The sequence below is a fragment of the Paenibacillus sp. TAB_01 genome (assembly GCF_043945595.1).
GTDB lineage: Bacteria > Bacillota > Bacilli > Paenibacillales > NBRC-103111 > Paenibacillus_S.
In genome coordinates this window covers 222,912-240,360 of the sequence record NZ_JBIFNP010000002.1, presented here as the reverse complement: position 1 = coordinate 240,360, position 17,449 = coordinate 222,912, and the positions used below count along the sequence as shown (strand labels likewise).

General features: G+C 52.8%; 18 protein-coding genes. 7 read left to right on the top strand and 11 right to left on the bottom strand.

Annotated elements, in window-relative coordinates; all coding sequences use genetic code 11:
- Nucleotide 1 precedes the first annotated feature (1 nt).
- From ACHHV8_RS34440 to ACHHV8_RS34430, 3 genes are all read right to left on the bottom strand, one after another.
- Nucleotides 2-250: a hypothetical protein gene (locus ACHHV8_RS34440; RefSeq protein ID WP_395163960.1), complete on the bottom strand. Its 249-nt coding sequence runs from the start codon at nt 248-250 to the stop codon at nt 2-4.
- Nucleotides 180-563 (bottom strand): TetR/AcrR family transcriptional regulator, encoded by a 384-nt coding sequence (locus ACHHV8_RS34435; RefSeq protein WP_395163959.1) that lies wholly within the window; start codon nt 561-563, stop codon nt 180-182. Before ACHHV8_RS34435 ends, ACHHV8_RS34440 begins: the two co-directional genes overlap by 71 nt.
- Before the next feature lie 147 nt (nt 564-710).
- Nucleotides 711-1,703: a cation diffusion facilitator family transporter gene (locus tag ACHHV8_RS34430; protein ID WP_395163958.1), complete on the bottom strand. Its 993-nt coding sequence runs from the start codon at nt 1,701-1,703 to the stop codon at nt 711-713.
- Between the two features lie 142 nt (nt 1,704-1,845).
- On the opposite strand from ACHHV8_RS34430, the gene ACHHV8_RS34425 reads away from it, so the two are divergent.
- The 3 genes from ACHHV8_RS34425 to ACHHV8_RS34415 all read left to right on the top strand — a co-directional run bounded on the left by ACHHV8_RS34425 (nt 1,846) and on the right by ACHHV8_RS34415 (nt 3,642).
- The gene (locus ACHHV8_RS34425; protein ID WP_395163957.1) at nt 1,846-2,439 is read left to right on the top strand and encodes a pyridoxamine 5'-phosphate oxidase family protein; all 594 of its coding nucleotides are present in this window, start codon (nt 1,846-1,848) and stop codon (nt 2,437-2,439) included.
- A gap of 364 nt (nt 2,440-2,803) precedes the next feature.
- Nucleotides 2,804-3,004: a cold-shock protein gene (locus ACHHV8_RS34420; protein WP_395163956.1), complete on the top strand. Its 201-nt coding sequence runs from the start codon at nt 2,804-2,806 to the stop codon at nt 3,002-3,004.
- A 212-nt stretch (nt 3,005-3,216) separates the two neighbouring features.
- Nucleotides 3,217-3,642, top strand: coding sequence for an HIT family protein (locus ACHHV8_RS34415; RefSeq protein WP_395163955.1), 426 nt, complete (start codon nt 3,217-3,219; stop codon nt 3,640-3,642).
- Nucleotides 3,643-4,046: 404 nt separating this feature from the next.
- Here the strand turns inward: ACHHV8_RS34415 and ACHHV8_RS34410 are convergent, their stop codons facing one another.
- Both ACHHV8_RS34410 and ACHHV8_RS34405 read right to left on the bottom strand, forming a co-directional pair.
- Nucleotides 4,047-4,220 carry a hypothetical protein gene (locus ACHHV8_RS34410; protein WP_395163954.1) on the bottom strand — a complete coding sequence of 58 codons (174 nt, stop codon included), beginning with the start codon at nt 4,218-4,220 and terminating at the stop codon, nt 4,047-4,049.
- A gap of 230 nt (nt 4,221-4,450) precedes the next feature.
- Entirely contained in the window at nt 4,451-5,323 is an 873-nt protein-coding gene (locus ACHHV8_RS34405; RefSeq protein ID WP_395163953.1) for an AraC family transcriptional regulator, read from the bottom strand.
- 170 nt (nt 5,324-5,493) lie between these two features.
- On the opposite strand from ACHHV8_RS34405, the gene mgrA reads away from it, so the two are divergent.
- On the top strand, nt 5,494-6,489 hold the full coding sequence (gene mgrA / locus ACHHV8_RS34400) for an L-glyceraldehyde 3-phosphate reductase (RefSeq protein ID WP_395163952.1): 996 nt from the start codon (nt 5,494-5,496) through the stop codon (nt 6,487-6,489).
- Between the two features lie 190 nt (nt 6,490-6,679).
- On the opposite strand, the gene ACHHV8_RS34395 is transcribed toward mgrA, so the two are convergent.
- The 4 genes from ACHHV8_RS34395 to ACHHV8_RS34380 all read right to left on the bottom strand — a co-directional run bounded on the left by ACHHV8_RS34395 (nt 6,680) and on the right by ACHHV8_RS34380 (nt 10,718).
- Nucleotides 6,680-9,019 (bottom strand): UvrD-helicase domain-containing protein, encoded by a 2,340-nt coding sequence (locus ACHHV8_RS34395; RefSeq protein WP_395163951.1) that lies wholly within the window; start codon nt 9,017-9,019, stop codon nt 6,680-6,682.
- A 136-nt stretch (nt 9,020-9,155) separates the two neighbouring features.
- Entirely contained in the window at nt 9,156-9,647 is a 492-nt protein-coding gene (locus ACHHV8_RS34390; protein WP_395163950.1) for a P-loop nucleotide/nucleoside kinase family protein, read from the bottom strand.
- Between the two features lie 280 nt (nt 9,648-9,927).
- The gene (locus tag ACHHV8_RS34385) at nt 9,928-10,329 is read right to left on the bottom strand and encodes a YwmB family TATA-box binding protein (RefSeq protein ID WP_395163949.1); all 402 of its coding nucleotides are present in this window, start codon (nt 10,327-10,329) and stop codon (nt 9,928-9,930) included.
- A gap of 2 nt (nt 10,330-10,331) precedes the next feature.
- Complete coding sequence (locus tag ACHHV8_RS34380) at nt 10,332-10,718, bottom strand: hypothetical protein (RefSeq protein WP_395163948.1); 387 nt, start codon at nt 10,716-10,718, stop codon at nt 10,332-10,334.
- 392 nt (nt 10,719-11,110) lie between these two features.
- Between ACHHV8_RS34380 and ACHHV8_RS34375 the strand changes: the two genes are divergently transcribed.
- Nucleotides 11,111-12,916, top strand: coding sequence for an LTA synthase family protein (locus ACHHV8_RS34375; protein ID WP_395163947.1), 1,806 nt, complete (start codon nt 11,111-11,113; stop codon nt 12,914-12,916).
- A 167-nt stretch (nt 12,917-13,083) separates the two neighbouring features.
- Here ACHHV8_RS34375 and ACHHV8_RS34370 read toward each other — a convergent pair whose 3' ends face one another.
- Together ACHHV8_RS34370 and ACHHV8_RS34365 are read right to left on the bottom strand one after the other, a co-directional pair.
- Nucleotides 13,084-13,338: a cold-shock protein gene (locus ACHHV8_RS34370; RefSeq protein WP_395163946.1), complete on the bottom strand. Its 255-nt coding sequence runs from the start codon at nt 13,336-13,338 to the stop codon at nt 13,084-13,086.
- A 64-nt stretch (nt 13,339-13,402) separates the two neighbouring features.
- A complete protein-coding gene (locus ACHHV8_RS34365; RefSeq protein ID WP_395163945.1) occupies nt 13,403-13,603 on the bottom strand; it encodes a cold-shock protein in 201 nt (66 codons plus the stop codon).
- Nucleotides 13,604-14,260: 657 nt separating this feature from the next.
- Here ACHHV8_RS34365 and ACHHV8_RS34360 point away from each other — a divergent pair.
- Entirely contained in the window at nt 14,261-15,775 is a 1,515-nt protein-coding gene (locus tag ACHHV8_RS34360; protein WP_395163944.1) for an extracellular solute-binding protein, read from the top strand.
- Between the two features lie 36 nt (nt 15,776-15,811).
- Nucleotides 15,812-17,323 carry an extracellular solute-binding protein gene (locus tag ACHHV8_RS34355; protein WP_395163943.1) on the top strand — a complete coding sequence of 504 codons (1,512 nt, stop codon included), beginning with the start codon at nt 15,812-15,814 and terminating at the stop codon, nt 17,321-17,323.
- The last annotated feature ends 126 nt before the right edge of the window (nt 17,324-17,449 follow it).

The following is a 17,449-nucleotide window of genomic DNA, read 5'->3' as shown; positions in this document are numbered from 1 at the left end:
CTCACTCCTTCTCCCTGGTAACAAGGTTCATCATGTAATTCAGAACGTCGGCCTTCATCTCCTCGGTTAAGGGCGCAAAGCCGAACAGCTCGCAGAAAAATAGCCCGTCTGAGGCAAGCCGGGTGACGGTAGCGGCGACAGGATCGGATTCCGTCGTTTCCAGCCGGCGCTGCCAAATCTCATAGCGGTCCTTGATCGGCTGGAGCAGCTCCGGATTCAGGGCTGCGGCCGCGATCACGGCCGAGTTCATGTCGAGGTCCATCCTTCGACAGCTGGAAGGTCTTAATCATATAAGCCTGGGCCCACCGGTTAACGGACAGCGCGGCGTTGGTGACCGACTCGAGCTCGGTTTCCCGATCGAACCGGTCGAGGAAATCCTCCATGACCCCTTGGATGAGAGCTTCCTTGGAGGGGAAATGGTAGAGCAGCCCGCCTTTGCTGACGCCGGCTTCCTTGGCGACCGCTTCCAGCGTCAGCTGGGCTGCGCCTTTCTCGCGGACGAATTGACAAGCGGCTTTCAGAATGGCAGCGCGTTTATTCAATGGGGCACGTTCCATGGTCATAGTCTGTCTGCAAGGCTCCTTCCGATTGAATTTCATTTCATTACTATACCGTCTGGACGGTATAGTTTCAATGCGATTTTGTTAAATCAGCACAAAAAACCGCAGGAGCTTCCTGCGGCCCATACAAAATTAATGGTGAGTACGGAATTATTTTTGCAAAAGCGGGGGTGTCCCGCCCGCCTCCGGCTTCTTCCAGTCCTGAATCCCATTGTCTTCGATAATGCCCAGAATGACGTCGGAAATGTCCGGATCGTTCAGCAGCCGGTCGCGGACCCGAAATTTGATATCATCGGCATCCGCGAGGGAGAGCCCCTTGGTCAATTCAATGTAGCCCTCCACATGGTAGAACCGGCCTTCTTGAATAATCCGCATTTTGTTAATATCCGTTACATGGGGATCGGACAGAATCACTTGGGCAATCTTATCCTCAATAACTTTCGGTGCGGCGACGCCGATCAGCCCCACCATGTTGTCGTAGCCTACCTTAAACACGACGCCGATCATCAGGCAGCCGATCAGGATGGTAGCGATTCCGTCCAGCACCTGCACGCTTGTGAAGGTAGAGACGAGAACCGCGATCAGCGCCAGCGCAGAGCCGAGCGTTGCTACCAGATCTTCATAGAATACAAGGCGGGTTGGAGGGGCGGCACGTCCCACGTGCTTGAACGAAGCGGCGAAGACCGCCAAGCCTTTGGCCTCGACTCTTGTCTCGTGCACAATTTCCTTCATCGCTTTCACCCAGACGACGCCGTCCACGGCAATGGCTATGAGCAGAACGGCAAAGTTGATCCAGAAATGGCTGGCGTGAGCCGGATGCGTCAGCAGGTGAAACCCTTCTTTGATCGTTTCATAGGCCATGATGGAGACGACAATGACTGCGATCATGCAAAAGATGTTAATGACCCGTCCGAAGCCGACGGGGAATTTCGTTGAGGGCTTGCGTTCGGCAAGCACGCTGCCTACGAACACGAAGCCTTGATTGATCGCATCTGCCACGGAATGCATTGCCGAGGCGAACATGGGCCCGCTGCCGCTCATCGACGCCGCGACGGCTTTCAGAATGGCGATGCCTGTATTCCCCAGCGCGGCGGTAAGGGAAGAGGTGTTGCCCTTTTTCAATAATTCTAGCAGTGAGCTCATAAATATGATTAAACCTCCGGTACAAGAATTCATGAATGCTTACGGTTTTCTCTTCCAAAAGTAACAGGAAAACGGTAAATTTATAATTAGTATCCCAAAGGTTGGCTCCTTTCTATGTACTTTACGAGGATGAGGTGATGGTATGGGCAAATTGTTTCCCGCCTTGCTGCCTGAGCACGAGGCATTTATCCGGAAGCAGCGGATATTTTTCGTAGGCTCCGCTCCGATGGATGAGGAAGGACACGTCAACATTTCGCCGAAAGGACACGACGTGCTGCGGCTGCTGTCTCCGACCTCGGTCGCTTATCTGGATTTGACGGGCAGCGGCAATGAGACCAGCGCGCATTTGACGGATAACGGCCGAATTACGTTTCTCTTCATGGCTTTTGAAGGCCCGCCGATGATTCTGCGTCTGTACGGGAAGGGCAGGGTGGTTCTTCCGGGCTCTGAGGAGTGGGAGGAGCTGGCTCCTCGTTTCGAGCTTCTGCCGGGCGCACGGCAAATCATTACAGCCGAGCTTCATGCCGTGAAGACGTCCTGCGGCTTCAGCGTGCCGTTCTTCTCCTATGAGGGAGAACGGGATACGCTGCAGAAATGGGCGGCAGCAAAAGGAGAAGAGGGCCTGCAGCAGTACCGTAAGGACAAAAACGCGTTCAGCATGGACGGCCGGCTCACTCCGATCGGGCGGCAAACAGGCATGTCTGCTTCAAATGAACAGGAACGCCAAAATTTGTAATAAAGCTGTAATCTTATTTTCATCTGCCTTTAATGAAGCAAGCCTATAATAAAAGTCGACCCCCTTTTTAATATATAAACCTTTGAGGCTTTGCAGCCCGTTGCTGCAGGCCTCCTTTTTTTGTGTCCGGCCGTTTCCTTGCCCCGGGAAGAAGGGCTGTAAGGAAATAGGTGGCAGGAATAGGTATCAGCTTGCTTTTCCCTTATGCGCATGGTATGATGGAATCAACTTTAGAGCAGTAACCTTTCTTCACATATTGTAAAGGGTTACCAGGTGTACTTTGGTACCTTTTCCAATGTGTGAATTTTTTTTACTTCCGGTGAATAAAAGGAACATGTTAAATTTAATTTTGGAGGTAATATCCATGCAAACAGGTACAGTTAAATGGTTTAACGCAGAGAAAGGCTTTGGCTTTATCGAGGTTGAAGGCGGCAACGATGTATTCGTTCACTTCAGCGCGATTCAAGGCGACGGCTTCAAAACTTTGGACGAAGGTCAACAAGTTCAATTCAACGTGGTACAAGGCAACCGTGAACCACAAGCTGAGAACGTTGTAAAACTGTAATTTCAGCGATAAGAACTGCCCTTAACTTCGGTTAATGGCAGTTTTTTTTTTGAAATCAAAATGTATGCGTTTTCAATGAAACGGAACCATTTTATTTCGCAGCAATCGTTGGGGTAAGCGTTCCCAAAAGACCGTAGACAAATGAACGGCGGATGGTTAATATTAACTTCATCAAGACAGCCATTTCAACGGGAACAGGGGAGCGAAAGAGCATGAGTCAACCGTGTATTTATTGCGCGCAGGACGAGCGCATCAGCAAGCTGATGATTGAAATTTGCAAGCTTAGAGTGTCGACGGTGTATTTGTTTCGGGAGCAGTCTTATCCGGGACGCTGCGTGGTCGCATTGAATGACCACGCCAAGGAGTTCTTCCACCTGCCGCAGGACACGCAGGATGCTTTTATGCGGGATGTGGCTCAGGTGGCCCAAGCGCTGGAGCAATCCTTCGAGCCGGATAAAATCAACTACGGCGCTTTCGGCGATACGATGCCGCACCTGCATTTCCATGTGGTGCCAAAGTATGAAGGCGGACATGCCTGGGGAAGAATGTTCGATATGAATCCGGCGGAGAACGTGCAGCTGAGCGATGAAGAGTACCAAGAGCGCATCGTAAAAATTTTGGCGCATTTGCAATCATAAAACGGCAAGACGAGTATAGCCGACCGGAGCACCGGATAAAAATGTATGCCGGTTCAATGGACGGACAAGCCAAAAAGAGCAGCCCATGATGTAGGAGGCCACTGAAAAACTAGCGGAGAGTACGGATCGTTCTGTAGAAGCGAAAGCGTTCGCCTTTGTCCCTGGATTTCAACCGCTACAAGCGGAAGATAATTAAAGAAATCCAGGGACAACAGCGATTGGAAGAATGTTCCGTACTCTCGTAGCGATGACTTTTTCAGTGGCCTCTGATGTAGAGGACTGCTCTTTTTGGCTTGTTTTCTAAAGGCAAAGTCGTCTGTCTTCGCGGATCTGTGCCTTCCCGCTGCGGAAAAGGTCAGGTCAACTTAAAGAAGAGACTTTGCTGGCGCTGCGGGCACGTTCTGTTAAAGGATGTCAGCGCTTTGAATGGCATGCTCCCAGCTGGGGAAGTAGTAGAGTGCATTTTGCATCAGATCAGGATGAGACTGCTTCACTTTTTTCTTACTCAGCGTTTCCCCATTATGCTTGAGCTGTTGAATTTGAGCCATCACATCTACCACGCTCATGTTAGCTTCCATTGTATTACACCCCTTTTCGGCAAGTTACTGTAAATATGGCCAAGTTGGAACGGTTTTATACGGAGAAATTTGGAAAATATCCGTCGGCTTCTGGTTCAAACGGTACTCTACTTGACACGATAGAGGAAAGCTTGGCTTTCCGGCGGCAGGAGAATAGAGTTGAGAAAGCGCCTGACCCCATCCAGACCTTCAGCTTCGAGCACCTTTAACAGCTGTGTGCCGAAAGCGAATCAGGAGAGTGAAGCGGAGGCGGAGCTGGCAGAGAGGGAACGGCGGTATTCGCTCGGCGAGAGGCCTTTCATTTTTTTGAACATTTTTGAGAAGAGCAGCGGGTCCTTATAGCCGACGGAGTAGGCAATTTCAGCGACGGACAGCAGCGGGTCGGCGAGCCATTCGCAGGCTTTGCCGATCCGGTAATGAATCACATAGAGCTGTGGAGACAGCCCGGTACGGCTTTTGAACAGCTTGGTCAAATATTTGCGTTCCAGCCCGACCTGGTCGGCTAATTCGGCAATGCTCATAGAGCGGGAATAGTTGGTCTCAATAAATTCAACGGCTTTGGCGACATAGAGCTGCTGCCTGTCCGCTCCTTCGGCATAAGCTTCGAGCTCTCGGGAAGGAGAGGCATCCTCTATGAGAATCGACAGAAATTGATACAAGGAGCCGAGCAGACGGAGATCCCGGCTTTTGGGCATCAGGCTGGCTTGAAACATCTGCTGGAAGCAGAGAGCGATCGTTTCCTGCTGCGCCGTCCGGAATACAGGCTGTTCCGAGGTCAAGCAAGCACGCTGCAAATATGAATCCGCGTTCGTCCCCTTGAAGGCGACCCAGGAATACGTCCATGGCTCGTGCGCGTCGGCCTGATAAAAGGAAAGGACATCAGGACAGATCAGAAAGCCCTGCCCCTGCGTCAACGTATGCGTTTTCTCCGGGGTGCGGTACATGCCTTTGCCGCTGTGGATGTAATGAATTTTGTAATGATCCTTCAGGGCGGGCCCCCAGGAATGGCCGGGCAAGCACTGCTCCGAGCCGCAATAATACAGCTTCAAATCGTCGTATGGATCGAACTGGTGAATGGGCAGCATATATTTGAAATCCGGCATGGCGTATCCTCCGAGAATAGGATAAAAAGACATTATACCATATGATTTCCGCCTGCTGACATGTCCGGGGCAAGCAGACTGGGGTACAATGGAGAGGAACGAAGCGGCGGAACATGCCGCCAAATGCCTTCTCGAAGACGAGGAGCATGTATAGGGAGGAAGTTAAAGCGATGACACCTTACACAGCATCGGAGCAAAGATATGAAGCTATGAAATATAACCGCTGCGGAAACAGCGGATTGAAGCTGCCGGCCATTTCGCTGGGCCTGTGGCATAATTTCGGGGGTGTCGACTCCTACGAGCGCGGCCGGGCTATGGTACGCCGGGCGTTTGACCTGGGGATTACCCATTTCGACCTTGCGAACAACTACGGGCCGCCGCCGGGCAGCGCGGAGGAAATGTTCGGGCAGATGATTAAGGATGATCTGACGCCTTACCGCGACGAGATGATCATCTCAACGAAAGCGGGCTACCTGATGTGGCCTGGGCCGTATGGCGACTTCGGCTCGAAGAAGTATCTCGTTTCGAGTCTCGATCAGAGCCTGAAGCGGATGAAGCTCGATTATGTCGATATTTTTTACCATCACCGCCCGGACCCGAATACGCCGCTGGAGGAGACGATGGCTGCGCTGGATCTGATCGTTCGTCAAGGCAAAGCACTCTATGTCGGTATTTCCAACTACAAGCCGGAGCAGGCGAGGGAAGCGATCCGGATTCTGAAAAGCCTGGGTACGCCGTGCCTGATTCATCAGCCGAGCTATTCGATGATGAACCGCTGGGTCGAGGACGGTCTGCTGGACGTGCTGGAGGAAGAGGGCGTCGGCAGCATCGTCTTCTCCCCGCTGTTCAAGGGGATTTTGACCGACCGCTATTTGAACGGCATTCCTGCGGATTCCCGCGCGGCCGGGCAGAGCGTGTTCCTGAAGCGCGAGGACATTACGGAAGAAGTCATCGGCAAAGTGCGGAAGCTGGACGCCTTGGCGCAGGAGCGCGGCCAGAAGCTGTCGCAGATGGCATTGGCCTGGGTTCTGCGGGGCGGCCGCGTGACCTCGGCGCTTATCGGAGCGAGCAAGGTCAGTCAGATTGAGGATGCCGCCGGCGCGATCAATAACCTCGAATTTTCCGCTGAGGAATTGGCGCGGATCGAACAGATTCTGAACGCGTAGGAAGCGGAAGACACAACAAGGCTGAAATAATTGCAAAAAAACAAAAGGGAAGCATCGGTGATTCGCTGGCTTCCCTTTTGTGTTGTGTATGAATGGCTGCCGTCTTATCGGAGACCTTCCAAGGGCTCCTGCATACCGCCGGAGCGGCTTTCCATCACCATCAGGCTGCTGCTCGGGTGAGCAGCACGCCTCAGCCCTGCCTGACGGCGATGGTTTTGCTTCCCCGGCGCATCGGAGCGCCGCATAAAGGACAAGCCTTGTCCTTTATGCGGGTCTCCTGCTGCGTGGAAATGCGGGCCCAGGCGCTGCACCCGCCGCCTGTACATACCCACGCGTACACGGTCTCGTTGACTGTCCGCAGCGGCGGCTTGGCTGCGGCGCTGCGCTTCGGCAGGCCGTCAGCCGCGCGGGGACTGCCGCCGGACGACGGGCTTCTGCGGGCCTCCGCGCCCCCGGCCGCGCCAGGCGGCGAAGCTTTGCGGAACGGGGCGAGGATGAACTGGGACACCTCGGCCTTCTTGCCGCGGAAATAGGCGGGAGAGCTGAGGATCAGCTCCTCTCGGGCGCGGGTGATGGCGACATAGGCCAGCCGCCGCTCTTCCTCCAGCGCGGCTGCCTTGTCCTCCGAGGGCTCGGCTTTGGGCTTATCGCCCCGGGAAGACGGCTGCTCCAATGCCGAGCTGTGCGGCAGCATCCCGTCGGAGACGCCGATGACGAAGACGACGGGGAACTCCAGCCCCTTCGATTTGTGGATGGTCATGACCGTTACGCGGTCGGCGTCCGCATCCTGCCGCAGCCGCTCCATCTCCTTGTGCTTCGCAATCATCTGCTCCACATGCCCGACGAAAGCCTCCACGCTGGCAAAAGGCTTGGCCGCCGATTCCAGCTCGTCCAGCGTTTCCTTCAGCACTTCCTTGTGCGGCGTCAGCACGCTCCGCTCCCCGGTCTCCAGGAAAGCGTCGTAGAAGGTGCGCCGCATCTCCTTGATAGCGTCGACAGGCTTCATCTGCGCGAATATTTTGATCCGGGCCAGGCGCTCCTTCAGCTTTTCTTTCTGAAAATCCTTCAGCTCGGGGAGGAATAGGAGGTAGGCGAGGGGGCCCTTTTTCCGTTGGATCGCTTCCTGTCTGCGGATGAAATCCATTCCTTTATCCCGATTAATATACAGCGTAGGCAGGATGCCCTCCATGGCCTCGAAGTTTCGCCGATGCAGAGACAGGCGCATATGGTCAATGACCGGCTTGACCATCCACTGTTCATAGAAAACGTCTCCTCCGCCGTAATGGACGAAAGGAATCTCGCGCATCACGAGATGCTCGAGCATGGCCCGGCTGTCGCTGGCGCTCCGGTACAAAATAGCAAAATCGCTGTAAGAGCGGCGGGCTTGTTTCACATCCTCCAGCACGCGTGCGATGACGGCCTGCGCTTCTTCGTTCGCATCGCCGGGACGGTAATAGCGGGGGGCGATCTCGCTGGATTTCGTCGCCGCAAGCCGCTTGGGCTTACGCTTTTTATTGCGCCGGATGACTTCATTGCCCAAGCCGACGATACTGGAGCTGGAACGGTAATTAATATCGAGCGTAATCGTCCGCGCATCGGGGAACAGCTTGTGAAAATCCAGTATATATTCATGGCTTGCGCCATTGAAAGTATAAATCGTCTGATCGTCGTCGCCGACAACCATGAAATTGTGCTGCGGCGCCGCGATCATTCGGACCAGCTCGTACTGCAGATGGTTCGTATCCTGAAACTCGTCGTTCATAACATAGATGAACCGCTCCTGCAGCGATCTTAGCAGCTCGGGGGAGCGCTGCAGCAGCTGATAGGCAAACAGAAGGACGTCGTCGAAGTCCATTTTATGATTGGCCGTCTTCCACTGCTCATACTGCGTGAAGATGGTTTTGATGTTTCGTTCGTCCATCGTTTTCTCGGGTAACCCGGCAATGTCGATGAGATTCATTTTGCAGCGGGACAGCTCCGACAGCAGCGTTTCCGGCTGGTAGTCGTCCTGGAGTCCCTTCTCGCGGAGCATGCGCTTTAGGATAATGTGCTGGTAGCGGGTTTCCGACAAAATATCCTGATCGTAGCCCTGTCGGCGCAGCAGCAGCAAAAAGAACGCATGGTACGTGCGGGCCTGAACGTCGTTTGCCATGCGGGCCGTCATCCCGGGGAGCCCGGCAATCCGCTGCTTCATCTCGGCGGCCGCCTTGCTTGAGAAGGTGACGAGCAGAATATGCCGGGGACTGACCTTGCGAACGGTAATTAAGTATCCGGTCCGGCAGACGAGCGCCGACGTTTTGCCGGAGCCTGCGCCGGCGAGCGTAAGCAGGGGGCCTTCGCCGTGCCGGACGGCCTGAATTTGCGCTTGATTCAGGAAGATGCCCTGCTGCTCCAGGGCGCGGAAGTAGAAAGCGTCCGGCTGTTCGTCGCCCACAAGCTCACGGCTCGTTGCCGTCTCGGCTAACGGCGCCAGCGGTATAGCATCGCTTCCGGCTCCGAAGGGAGCGGATGCGTATAAATCAGTATGCATATAATCACCTTTTCTATAGCGGAAAACTTTAGTTTACAACAATTGCCGCGGCAGGACAATGGAAGGCATTGGCCCGGGGAACAAAAATATAACCGCCCCGTATGGGCGGCTTATTAAGGGATCCGTTTCCGTCAGTTTAATTGTCTGAGGAATCAAGTTCTTCTGATGAAGGTGGTTCAAAAATCTGTATCCATTCTTTAAGCTTTGCTTCAGGGATGAAGAAAGTTCCTTCTGTATCCCTATCATTTCTAGCTTTTAGACGTTGAAATAACACTTCTTCAGGCACATCGGCAAAATGAATTTTAAAGCCAGCCCCCAGGTTCTCGGCTCTGGAACGAAACTCGTCTCGCTGACTTCGAACCCAGCATCCGAAATCCAGAATGACATCAACACCAAGAACCAAAACTCTGGCGGCCACGTCCCACATCAGGGATTCCACCGAATCATGTCTGGAATCATGCATAACTTCCTCCGTTTCCGTCATGTTATCCCCGAAATCATGCCCAAATAATTGGATATGCCATTCATCGGGAGTAAGGCGAAGTGCGGAGTATTTCGTTTCAAGTTGTCGAGCCAGAGTCGTTTTACCGCTGCAAGGGAGACCAACCATTAAATGAAGTGTCGCCACGTCAATCCCGCCTCCTTATATAAACGGATATGTACAGCATGTTTGCATTCATCTGCCCGATAACTCAATAGCAGCCATCCGTCGAAGTCTGGCGTTCGTATCCTTCACAGAAGACAAGCACGAGCATACCAGCATATTCTTCTTATTCGCGGTTATGTTTTCATATTCCTTGCTGAATAAGATTTAACACACCTGTAGACAGGGAACCTTCTAGCTGTTTGAGCCTGCTGGGTAAGATCCCGCAGCTTTCTCATCCGGTTTATCCGCTGAGCCCAATATCTCAATATTCAATGGAGATGGCCGGCGTAGCTATCGTAAGCCGCTGCTCCCTGGTCATCGAGTTGCGGTGAACCGCCACCTGAAAATTCATCCTGCTTGCAGGCGCTGACGGATCGGGAGTGATTGCGGGCAGAAGTGGAGAATAATAAGAGATGCTGGTGCTTCCGGTATCCTGGTATTTCCCTACCTCCTTCAGCTGAAGCTCCTCGGAGAGCCAGTGATAGACGGAAAGCGGGTCCTCGGTCATATCTGCGAACGTATCCGACAAAGTCCCTTGGATCATGACATTCCATTGCGGAGCCAATCCCAGCGATTGAAGGGTACCGCTAAGCTCATGCTGAAGCCGCGTCATGGCCTGCTGTGCAGCGGGACCGGAGTGTCCCTCCTCGGTTTGTGCGGTCACGATCATGCTGCTGGTGCCGTCGGTATAACCGACCCACAGCAGGGTGGTCGGGTTCCTTCCGGACTCGTCGCTTCGGCTTTATAGAGAAGATGATCCGGCTCCGCAGAGATTTGCTGCGATTCCGGCAGCCCCAGCTTGCGGCTCAGCTCTTGTCCGATGGAGAGAAATTCATTCTCGGTACGATAAGTTATATAAGGACTGGTATGCTTTATAATAATATGCTCTGCGCCGCCGATCGCTTGCTCCGACAGCGGAAGGAGAAGCTCCAGACCGGCACTGCCGGCTTCAGCCGATGAAGCGGTCTGGGCCTGGGCTTGAAAGACCCATGCGCCGATGAGAAAGCTTAGCGTAACCAGGACGGATACCGTATATGCTGCGTAACGTTTCATGCTCGCGCCTCCCGAACTTTCTATGAATCTACTAAACAGGATGCACGCTTTGACAGAGGTTTATACGTCTTCCAAATTTACATTTTCTTTACTTTTTGATGAATCTTCATCTTTTTTTAATATTTAGCGGGTACAATGAGGGTCAGCTGTTTGAGCGGTGTGAAAGCCCGGCCGTATTAAAAAAAGGAGAGTGATTCAGGGTGAAGCTATTGGCGTATCTCCGGCGGAAGCAGCCATCCAAGATGGAGCAGAACCGGATAGTACGATACAGCTTAATCATTTGTTTACTTGTCGCGTTTCCAATTGGCTTATTATTAGGTATGGAATTTATTCAAAGAGGCTCTTTAACCGAAGCGCTAGCCTGGATAGTTCAGCATCAGAGCCTTGCCATCATGAATGGTACGTTGATTTTACTGGTGCTGCTGTTCTGCTATTGTGTATTCGGGTCTTTGATGACAGGAGCTGCCGTCAGCTCGCTGCTTCTTTTTGTGATGGCTCTAGTCAGCTATTTCAAAACAAAGCTAATCGGAGAGCCCTTTTTTCCATGGGATATCTTTTTGAAGAAAGAAAGTATGAACATTATCCCGCTGGTAACGGGAGCATCGGCTTTTAAAAGAATCGCCGCTATTTTCGTGGCATTCGTCGTTCTTCTGGCGCTCCGCTGGGTGATGCCGCGGCTCCGGCTGCATTGGGTCAGCCGGATTGTGATCGGGGTTCTTTCCCTGCTCGCGCTGTATTCCTTCGGGATGCGCACGCCATGGGCCGGTCAATGGATGGACCGGATGGGCGCCAGTGAAATCGTATGGGACCAGAAGCAGAATTACAGCGATAACGGGATGGCTCTTGCGTTTACGATGAATGTGAAGAATACCGTCGTAGCCAAGCCGGAAGGGTACAGCGAGCCTTCAATGGCCGCCGTAGCCCAGAATATCGCCGCAACGCAGACGGCCATGACGGTATCGACGAATGAGACCAAGACGCCGTTTCAGGGCAAGCAGCCTAACGTTATTTTTATAATGAACGAGGCGTTCTGGGATCCGACGCTGCTGCCGAACGTCAAGTTCAGCGAAGATCCGGTGCCGACCATTCACCAGCTGCAAAAGGAATCGACGTCGGGCTATCTGCTTTCCCCGCAATTCGGGGGAGGGACGAGCAACGTCGAATACGAGGTGCTCTCGGGCAACTCAATGAGCTTTCTGCCTAGCGGCTCGGTGCCGTACCAGCAGTACATCAGCAAGCCGCTGCCCAGCTTGGCCAGCTATTTCGAGAACAAGGATTACAAGAGTATGGCGATCCATTCGTACGAGGGCTGGTTCTGGAACCGGGAAAATGTTTACAAGCAGATGGGCTTTGAAAGCTTTAAGAGCAAGGATCATTTCGACAGCCCGGAATACAAAGGATTCTTTATTTCGGATGATGAGGTATCAAGAAGCATTATCCAGGAGGTAGACAATACGGAGAAGCCGATGTTTATTTATGCGGTAACGATGCAGAATCATGGACCGTATGATGACGACACGCGTTATAAAGACGGCAATCCGATCAAGGCGGAGGGCAATTTAACGAACGACGCCCGCAAAATATTGGAGACGTACACGCATGGCGCGCATGACGCCGACCAAAGTCTGAAGATGCTGATCGATCATTTCAAGGAATCGGATGAGCCGACCGTCATCGTCTTTTACGGCGACCATCTTCCCATGCTCGGACTCGATTACGATGTCTACAAGCAGGGCGGCCTGATCGGCGCGTCAGGACAGTGGTCGCTTGAGGAGAACAAAAAGATGCACAGCGTGCCGTTCGTTATGTGGTCGAACATGCAGCTGCCTAAGCAGCAGGTGCCTTCGTTGAGCGATTCCTTCCTCGGCTCGTTCGTTCTGGATACGCTGCAGATGGAGAAGCCTGCGGCTTTCGCCTTGGGCGACCAGCTGAGACAGCAGACCCCGGGACTGCTTCGCGACCTTGTCGTCGATGCGAGCGGCGGACTGCACCAGACGGTGCCGGAAGGCTCTCAGGACCTGGTGAACCAGTACCGCGAGCTGCAGTACGATTTATTGTTCGGCAAGCAGTTTCTGTCCAAATACATCGACCAGGATTATTTGACGAAGTCCGCTCTTCCGAACTACAATGCAGAATTTGATGACACGAAGCTGCCGCCTACCGACCCGGCGGACCCCGGCGGCAGAGTAGGCTCTTAACGGCAGCCCGCCAAGCCTGTCTTAGGCGGGCGCGGCGGATGCTTCGCAGATAAAGGAAAAGGCACTAGCCCGTAATCATGGGCTAGTGCCTTTTTGCATAGTCGCCTGCCTTCCTGTGCACAGGGAGGGAGAACGATGAAAAGCCTGGACCGTTACCGGCTGAAGGCTTAGTAAGTTTTCACGTGATGATTTTGAAGCATAGGAAGCATTTTAAAATTTTTGACCATTGTCGCATGACAGATGGGGCAGTCCGGCGTACTCTCTAAAGAGAAGTTTTCTCTCATCCAGCAGGAGCATCCTTCATTACTGCACATCCAGACGGATGTTTGTTCTTCTTGAACCGGTTCCATGGCCTTCTTTGAGAAATACAAGGTAACCCCTCCTATGTTAGTGCTGTAAGTGCCTCCAGACGCAAGACACACGCATGGTCAAACATTTGAAAGAGAACTGCCCGAACGACGAACAGTTCTCTTCATAGATGAAACTTTACAGTTTCACAACATTTTCAGCTTGAGGACCGCGGCTGCCTTCGACAACGTCGAATTGGACGCGCTGCCCTTCATCCAGCGATTTGTAGCCATCTCCTTGAATCGCGCTGAAGTGGACGAATACGTCTTTGCCGCCTTCCACTTCGATGAAGCCAAAACCTTTTTCTGCGTTAAACCATTTCACTGTACCTGTTTCCATTTACCTCATAAACCTCCAATAAATTGTTACTCTTTAATAGTGTATGAACGAAAAAGCTCACACATGACAAAAGAGCGCTTTTCAGCTTTGGTAAGAACCCTTCTTAATATGTGAACTAAGCTTTCCTTTTATACCAACAATTTTATTATATCCTAAAAATTTTCTTTTGGCTGAACTTTTTTAAAATAATTTCAAAGAGAGCCGAAAAAGACTAAGCTGCCTCTACGGATGCAAGCTGGAGTGCCGCTTGACTCCGGCGATTTCAGGTTAAATGCGGCACAGCTTAAGTTAAATCAGGTGTATCGGGCGGGCGGTAGGCGCCGTATTACGGCATATTGCGGTATTTTCGGACAATTGGTTAAATACAAAGGATAGCTTATCGATGCAGAGCTATGGATAATTAGGATCAGAGAGGCAGGCCGCCGCGAAAGCGAGCGGTTAAAAAAGAAACTCAGGATAAGCAGAGGCCGCTGAAAAACAAAGCGCAGCGTACGGAATCGATCTGAAGAAGCGAAAGCGTTCGCCTATGTCTCTGGATTTCAACCGCTGCAGGCGGAAGATGATCCAAGAGATCCAGGACAACAGCGACCGTAAGAATGTTTCGTACTTGCAGCGCTGACCTTTTGCAGCGGCCTCGGATAAGTGGAGGGTATTGAGATGACCAAGACAATGAAATGGATTGCAGCCTGCTGTGCAGCGGTGATGACCGTAGGCCTGGCCGCCGGGTGCGGCAATAAGCCGGAGGAGACTGGGGAAGGCGCAGCGGCGGAAAACGCCGGACCGATGAATGTGACCATGGCGATGCAGCAGGTGAACGATATTCCGAATAAAGGAAATGAAATCGAACAGCTGATTGAGAAATATACCAATACAAAGCTGGATATTCAATGGATTCCGAGCTCGGCGTATGACGATAAAATCAACGTGATGATTGCTTCGAACGAAATGCCGCAGCTGCTGAAGGTGCAGTACGTGCCGAATATTATCAGCGCGATGCAGTCGGGCCTGTTCTGGGATGTCGGGCCTTACTTGAAGGATTATAAAAATTTGTCCGCGCAGAACCCGCAATACTTCGATAACATTAAGGTAGACGGCAAAATGTACGGTGTTCCCGTATTCTCGGATATCGCGCGGGTCGGGATTGTGTATCGCAAAGACTGGCTGGATGCGCTTGGCCTGCAAGTGCCTAGGACGATCGACGAATGGTATAACGCGATTAAGCTGATGACGCTGAACGATCCGGACAAGAACGGCAAGAACGATACGTATGGAACCGTGCTGTTCAAGAAATACAATGAAGGTCAGGCTTCGCTGACGACCCGGTTTGCGGTGGGCATGGGCGGTCCGAACAAGTGGGCGGTGAACAACGGCAGCTTCGAGCCGGAGTTTATGTCCAAGGAATACAACGACGTATTAAAGCTGTACAAGCGATTGTACGAGGAGAAGCTGCTCAACCAGGATTTCGCCGTATTCGATGTATCCGAGGCAGATAAATTGTTCGACGCGGGCCGCGTAGGCTTCAAAATTGCGGTGGCCACGACAGCGAAAAGCCAGCAGGACCGTCTCTCCAAGAATGACCCGAAGGCCGTTGTGGACGTAGCTCCGATGGCCGGTTCCAACGGAATTAGAGTAGCGGGCCAGACCGGGAACTCCGGAATCTATGTGATCCCTAAATCGACGGTAAAAACCGAAGCCGAGGTGAAGAAGCTGCTGAAATTTCTGGACAGCATGATGGAGCCGGACATGGCGAACCTGCTGACCCGGGGAGTGGAAGGCAAGCATTATACGAAAACAGCTGACGGGAAAGCGGAGTTCACGGATTTCACGGGTTTCCAGAGAGAAGTGAAGCCGTACCGCGACAATATGCTGTATGTGGACGGCTATAACACGCTGACACTCAAAGATAACGCCATCGGTGAGAAGGGAACCAAAATTACACAGGAGAATGTGAAAAACTCCGTTCCGAACCCTGCTCTTACCCTGATTTCTCCGACCTACTCCGAGCGGGGCAAAGAGCTGGATCAAATGATCTGGGATGCGCAAACCAAGTACATTATGGGGAAAATGGACGATGCCGGCTGGCAGGCCGAAATTGAAAAATGGAAAAAAGCCGGCGGTACGAAGCTGATGGAGGAATACAAGGCCGAGTATGCGAAGTTTAATCAAAAATAATATCAAGATCCTGTTATAAATCAGGAGGGATACCGGATGAGTTCGAAGAAATGGGCCGCCATCGTGTGTACGGGGGCGTTAGCGGCGGGCGCACTGGCAGGCTGCGGGGGAAAGGACTCCGCTCCCGCGGCGGACGGTAAGGGCGACAACGCGCCTTTTCCGGTCAGCATGGCGCTCTTGCAGGTGGGTGATATTCCGAATAAAGGCAGCGAGTTCGAGCAGGCCGTCGAGAAATATACGCATACGAAGCTCGACATTCAATGGATTCCCCAGGCTGCGTTTGACGAGAAGGTCAACGTGATGATCGCTTCGAACGAAATGCCGAAGATCATGAAGGTGAATTATGTGCCGGCAACGATCAGCGCTATCCAGGGCGGGCAGTTCTGGGAGATCGGCCCTTTGCTGAAGGACTACAAGAATCTGTCCGCACAGGATGCGCAGTACTATGAGAACATTTCGGTGGACGGCAAAATATACGGCATACCGAACTTCCGGGATATCGGCCGCGCGGCGATCGTCTACCGCAAGGACTGGTTCGATGCGCTCGGCTTGAAGGTCCCGGCCAGCCTGGAGGACTGGTACAACGTGATGAAAGCGATCGCGACCAAAGATCCGGACAAAAACGGGAAGGACGACACTTACGGCACGGTGCTGTTCAAAAAGTACAATGAGGGCACCCAGCCCGTGCTGACCCGCATTGCCGTAGGGCTGGGAGGCGTAAACCGCTGGGGCGTGGACAATGGAAAGTTTACGCCGGAATTTTTGACGCCGGAATATGTGGATGTGATGAAGCTGTTTCGAAAGCTGTTTGCAGAGAAGCTGATCAACGCCGACTTCGCCGCCTTCGATCAATCGGAAGCGGACAAGATGATGGATGCGGGCCGTGTCGCGATGAAGCTGAACGGCGTGGCGAACAACGGCAAGAGCTTCCAGGACCGCCTGGTCAAGATCGACCCTAAGGGCGTCTTGGATGTAGAGCCTTTTGCAGGTCCTAAAGGGCCGCGGCTGGCCGGTGAACCGGGCAATTTCGGCTTCCTGGCTTTCCCTAAATCTGCGGTGAAAACGGAAGCGGAGTTGAAAAAGGTGTTGAGCTTCCTGGATCAATTGATGGATACCCCGATGAGTATGCTGCAGCTCCGCGGGATCGAGAACAAGCATTATAAACATATCGGCGGCGGCAAGACCGAGATGACCGATCTGACCGCGTTCCAGCGCGAAATCAAGCCGTACCGCGATAATATGGTGAATGTGGAGGGCTACAATGTAGCTCCTTTAAAAGACACGCCGCTCGGCGACAAAGGAACGGAAATGACGCGCGATAACGGAAAATACGCCGTGCCGAATCCTGCGCTGACGCTGACATCCGCTATGAATACCGAGCGCGGCAAGGATCTGGACCAGATGATCTGGGATGCGCAGACGAAATACATCATGGGGCAAATCGACGATGCCGGCTGGCAGGCGGAGGTAGACAAGTGGCGTAAAGCCGGCGGCGATAAGCTGATCGAGGAATATGAGGAAGCTTACGCCCTGCAGAGCCGAAAATAAGATACAGCTTGTGAACAGGCCTGGCGGGTTTCCGCCGGGCCTGCCGGCGTTGGAAATGAAATGGAAGGAATAGCATTCCCGCCTTCTCCGGCACATAGGATAGATATGACGGAACAAGGAAGGCAG

Bases quoted from the DNA above. Each gene is read 5' to 3' on its own strand.
- ACHHV8_RS34440 (WP_395163960.1), bottom strand. From the start codon at position 250: ATGAACTCGGCCGTGATCGCGGCCGCAGCCCTGAATCCGGAGCTGCTC.
- ACHHV8_RS34435 (WP_395163959.1), bottom strand. From the start codon at position 563: ATGACCATGGAACGTGCCCCATTGAATAAACGCGCTGCCATTCTGAAA.
- ACHHV8_RS34430 (WP_395163958.1), bottom strand. From the start codon at position 1,703: ATGAGCTCACTGCTAGAATTATTGAAAAAGGGCAACACCTCTTCCCTT.
- ACHHV8_RS34425 (WP_395163957.1), top strand. From the start codon at position 1,846: ATGGGCAAATTGTTTCCCGCCTTGCTGCCTGAGCACGAGGCATTTATC.
- ACHHV8_RS34420 (WP_395163956.1), top strand. From the start codon at position 2,804: ATGCAAACAGGTACAGTTAAATGGTTTAACGCAGAGAAAGGCTTTGGC.
- ACHHV8_RS34415 (WP_395163955.1), top strand. From the start codon at position 3,217: ATGAGTCAACCGTGTATTTATTGCGCGCAGGACGAGCGCATCAGCAAG.
- ACHHV8_RS34410 (WP_395163954.1), bottom strand. From the start codon at position 4,220: ATGGAAGCTAACATGAGCGTGGTAGATGTGATGGCTCAAATTCAACAG.
- ACHHV8_RS34405 (WP_395163953.1), bottom strand. From the start codon at position 5,323: ATGCCGGATTTCAAATATATGCTGCCCATTCACCAGTTCGATCCATAC.
- mgrA (WP_395163952.1), top strand. From the start codon at position 5,494: ATGACACCTTACACAGCATCGGAGCAAAGATATGAAGCTATGAAATAT.
- ACHHV8_RS34395 (WP_395163951.1), bottom strand. From the start codon at position 9,019: ATGCATACTGATTTATACGCATCCGCTCCCTTCGGAGCCGGAAGCGAT.
- ACHHV8_RS34380 (WP_395163948.1), bottom strand. From the start codon at position 10,718: ATGAAACGTTACGCAGCATATACGGTATCCGTCCTGGTTACGCTAAGC.
- ACHHV8_RS34375 (WP_395163947.1), top strand. From the start codon at position 11,111: ATGAATGGTACGTTGATTTTACTGGTGCTGCTGTTCTGCTATTGTGTA.
- ACHHV8_RS34365 (WP_395163945.1), bottom strand. From the start codon at position 13,603: ATGGAAACAGGTACAGTGAAATGGTTTAACGCAGAAAAAGGTTTTGGC.
- ACHHV8_RS34360 (WP_395163944.1), top strand. From the start codon at position 14,261: ATGACCAAGACAATGAAATGGATTGCAGCCTGCTGTGCAGCGGTGATG.
- ACHHV8_RS34355 (WP_395163943.1), top strand. From the start codon at position 15,812: ATGAGTTCGAAGAAATGGGCCGCCATCGTGTGTACGGGGGCGTTAGCG.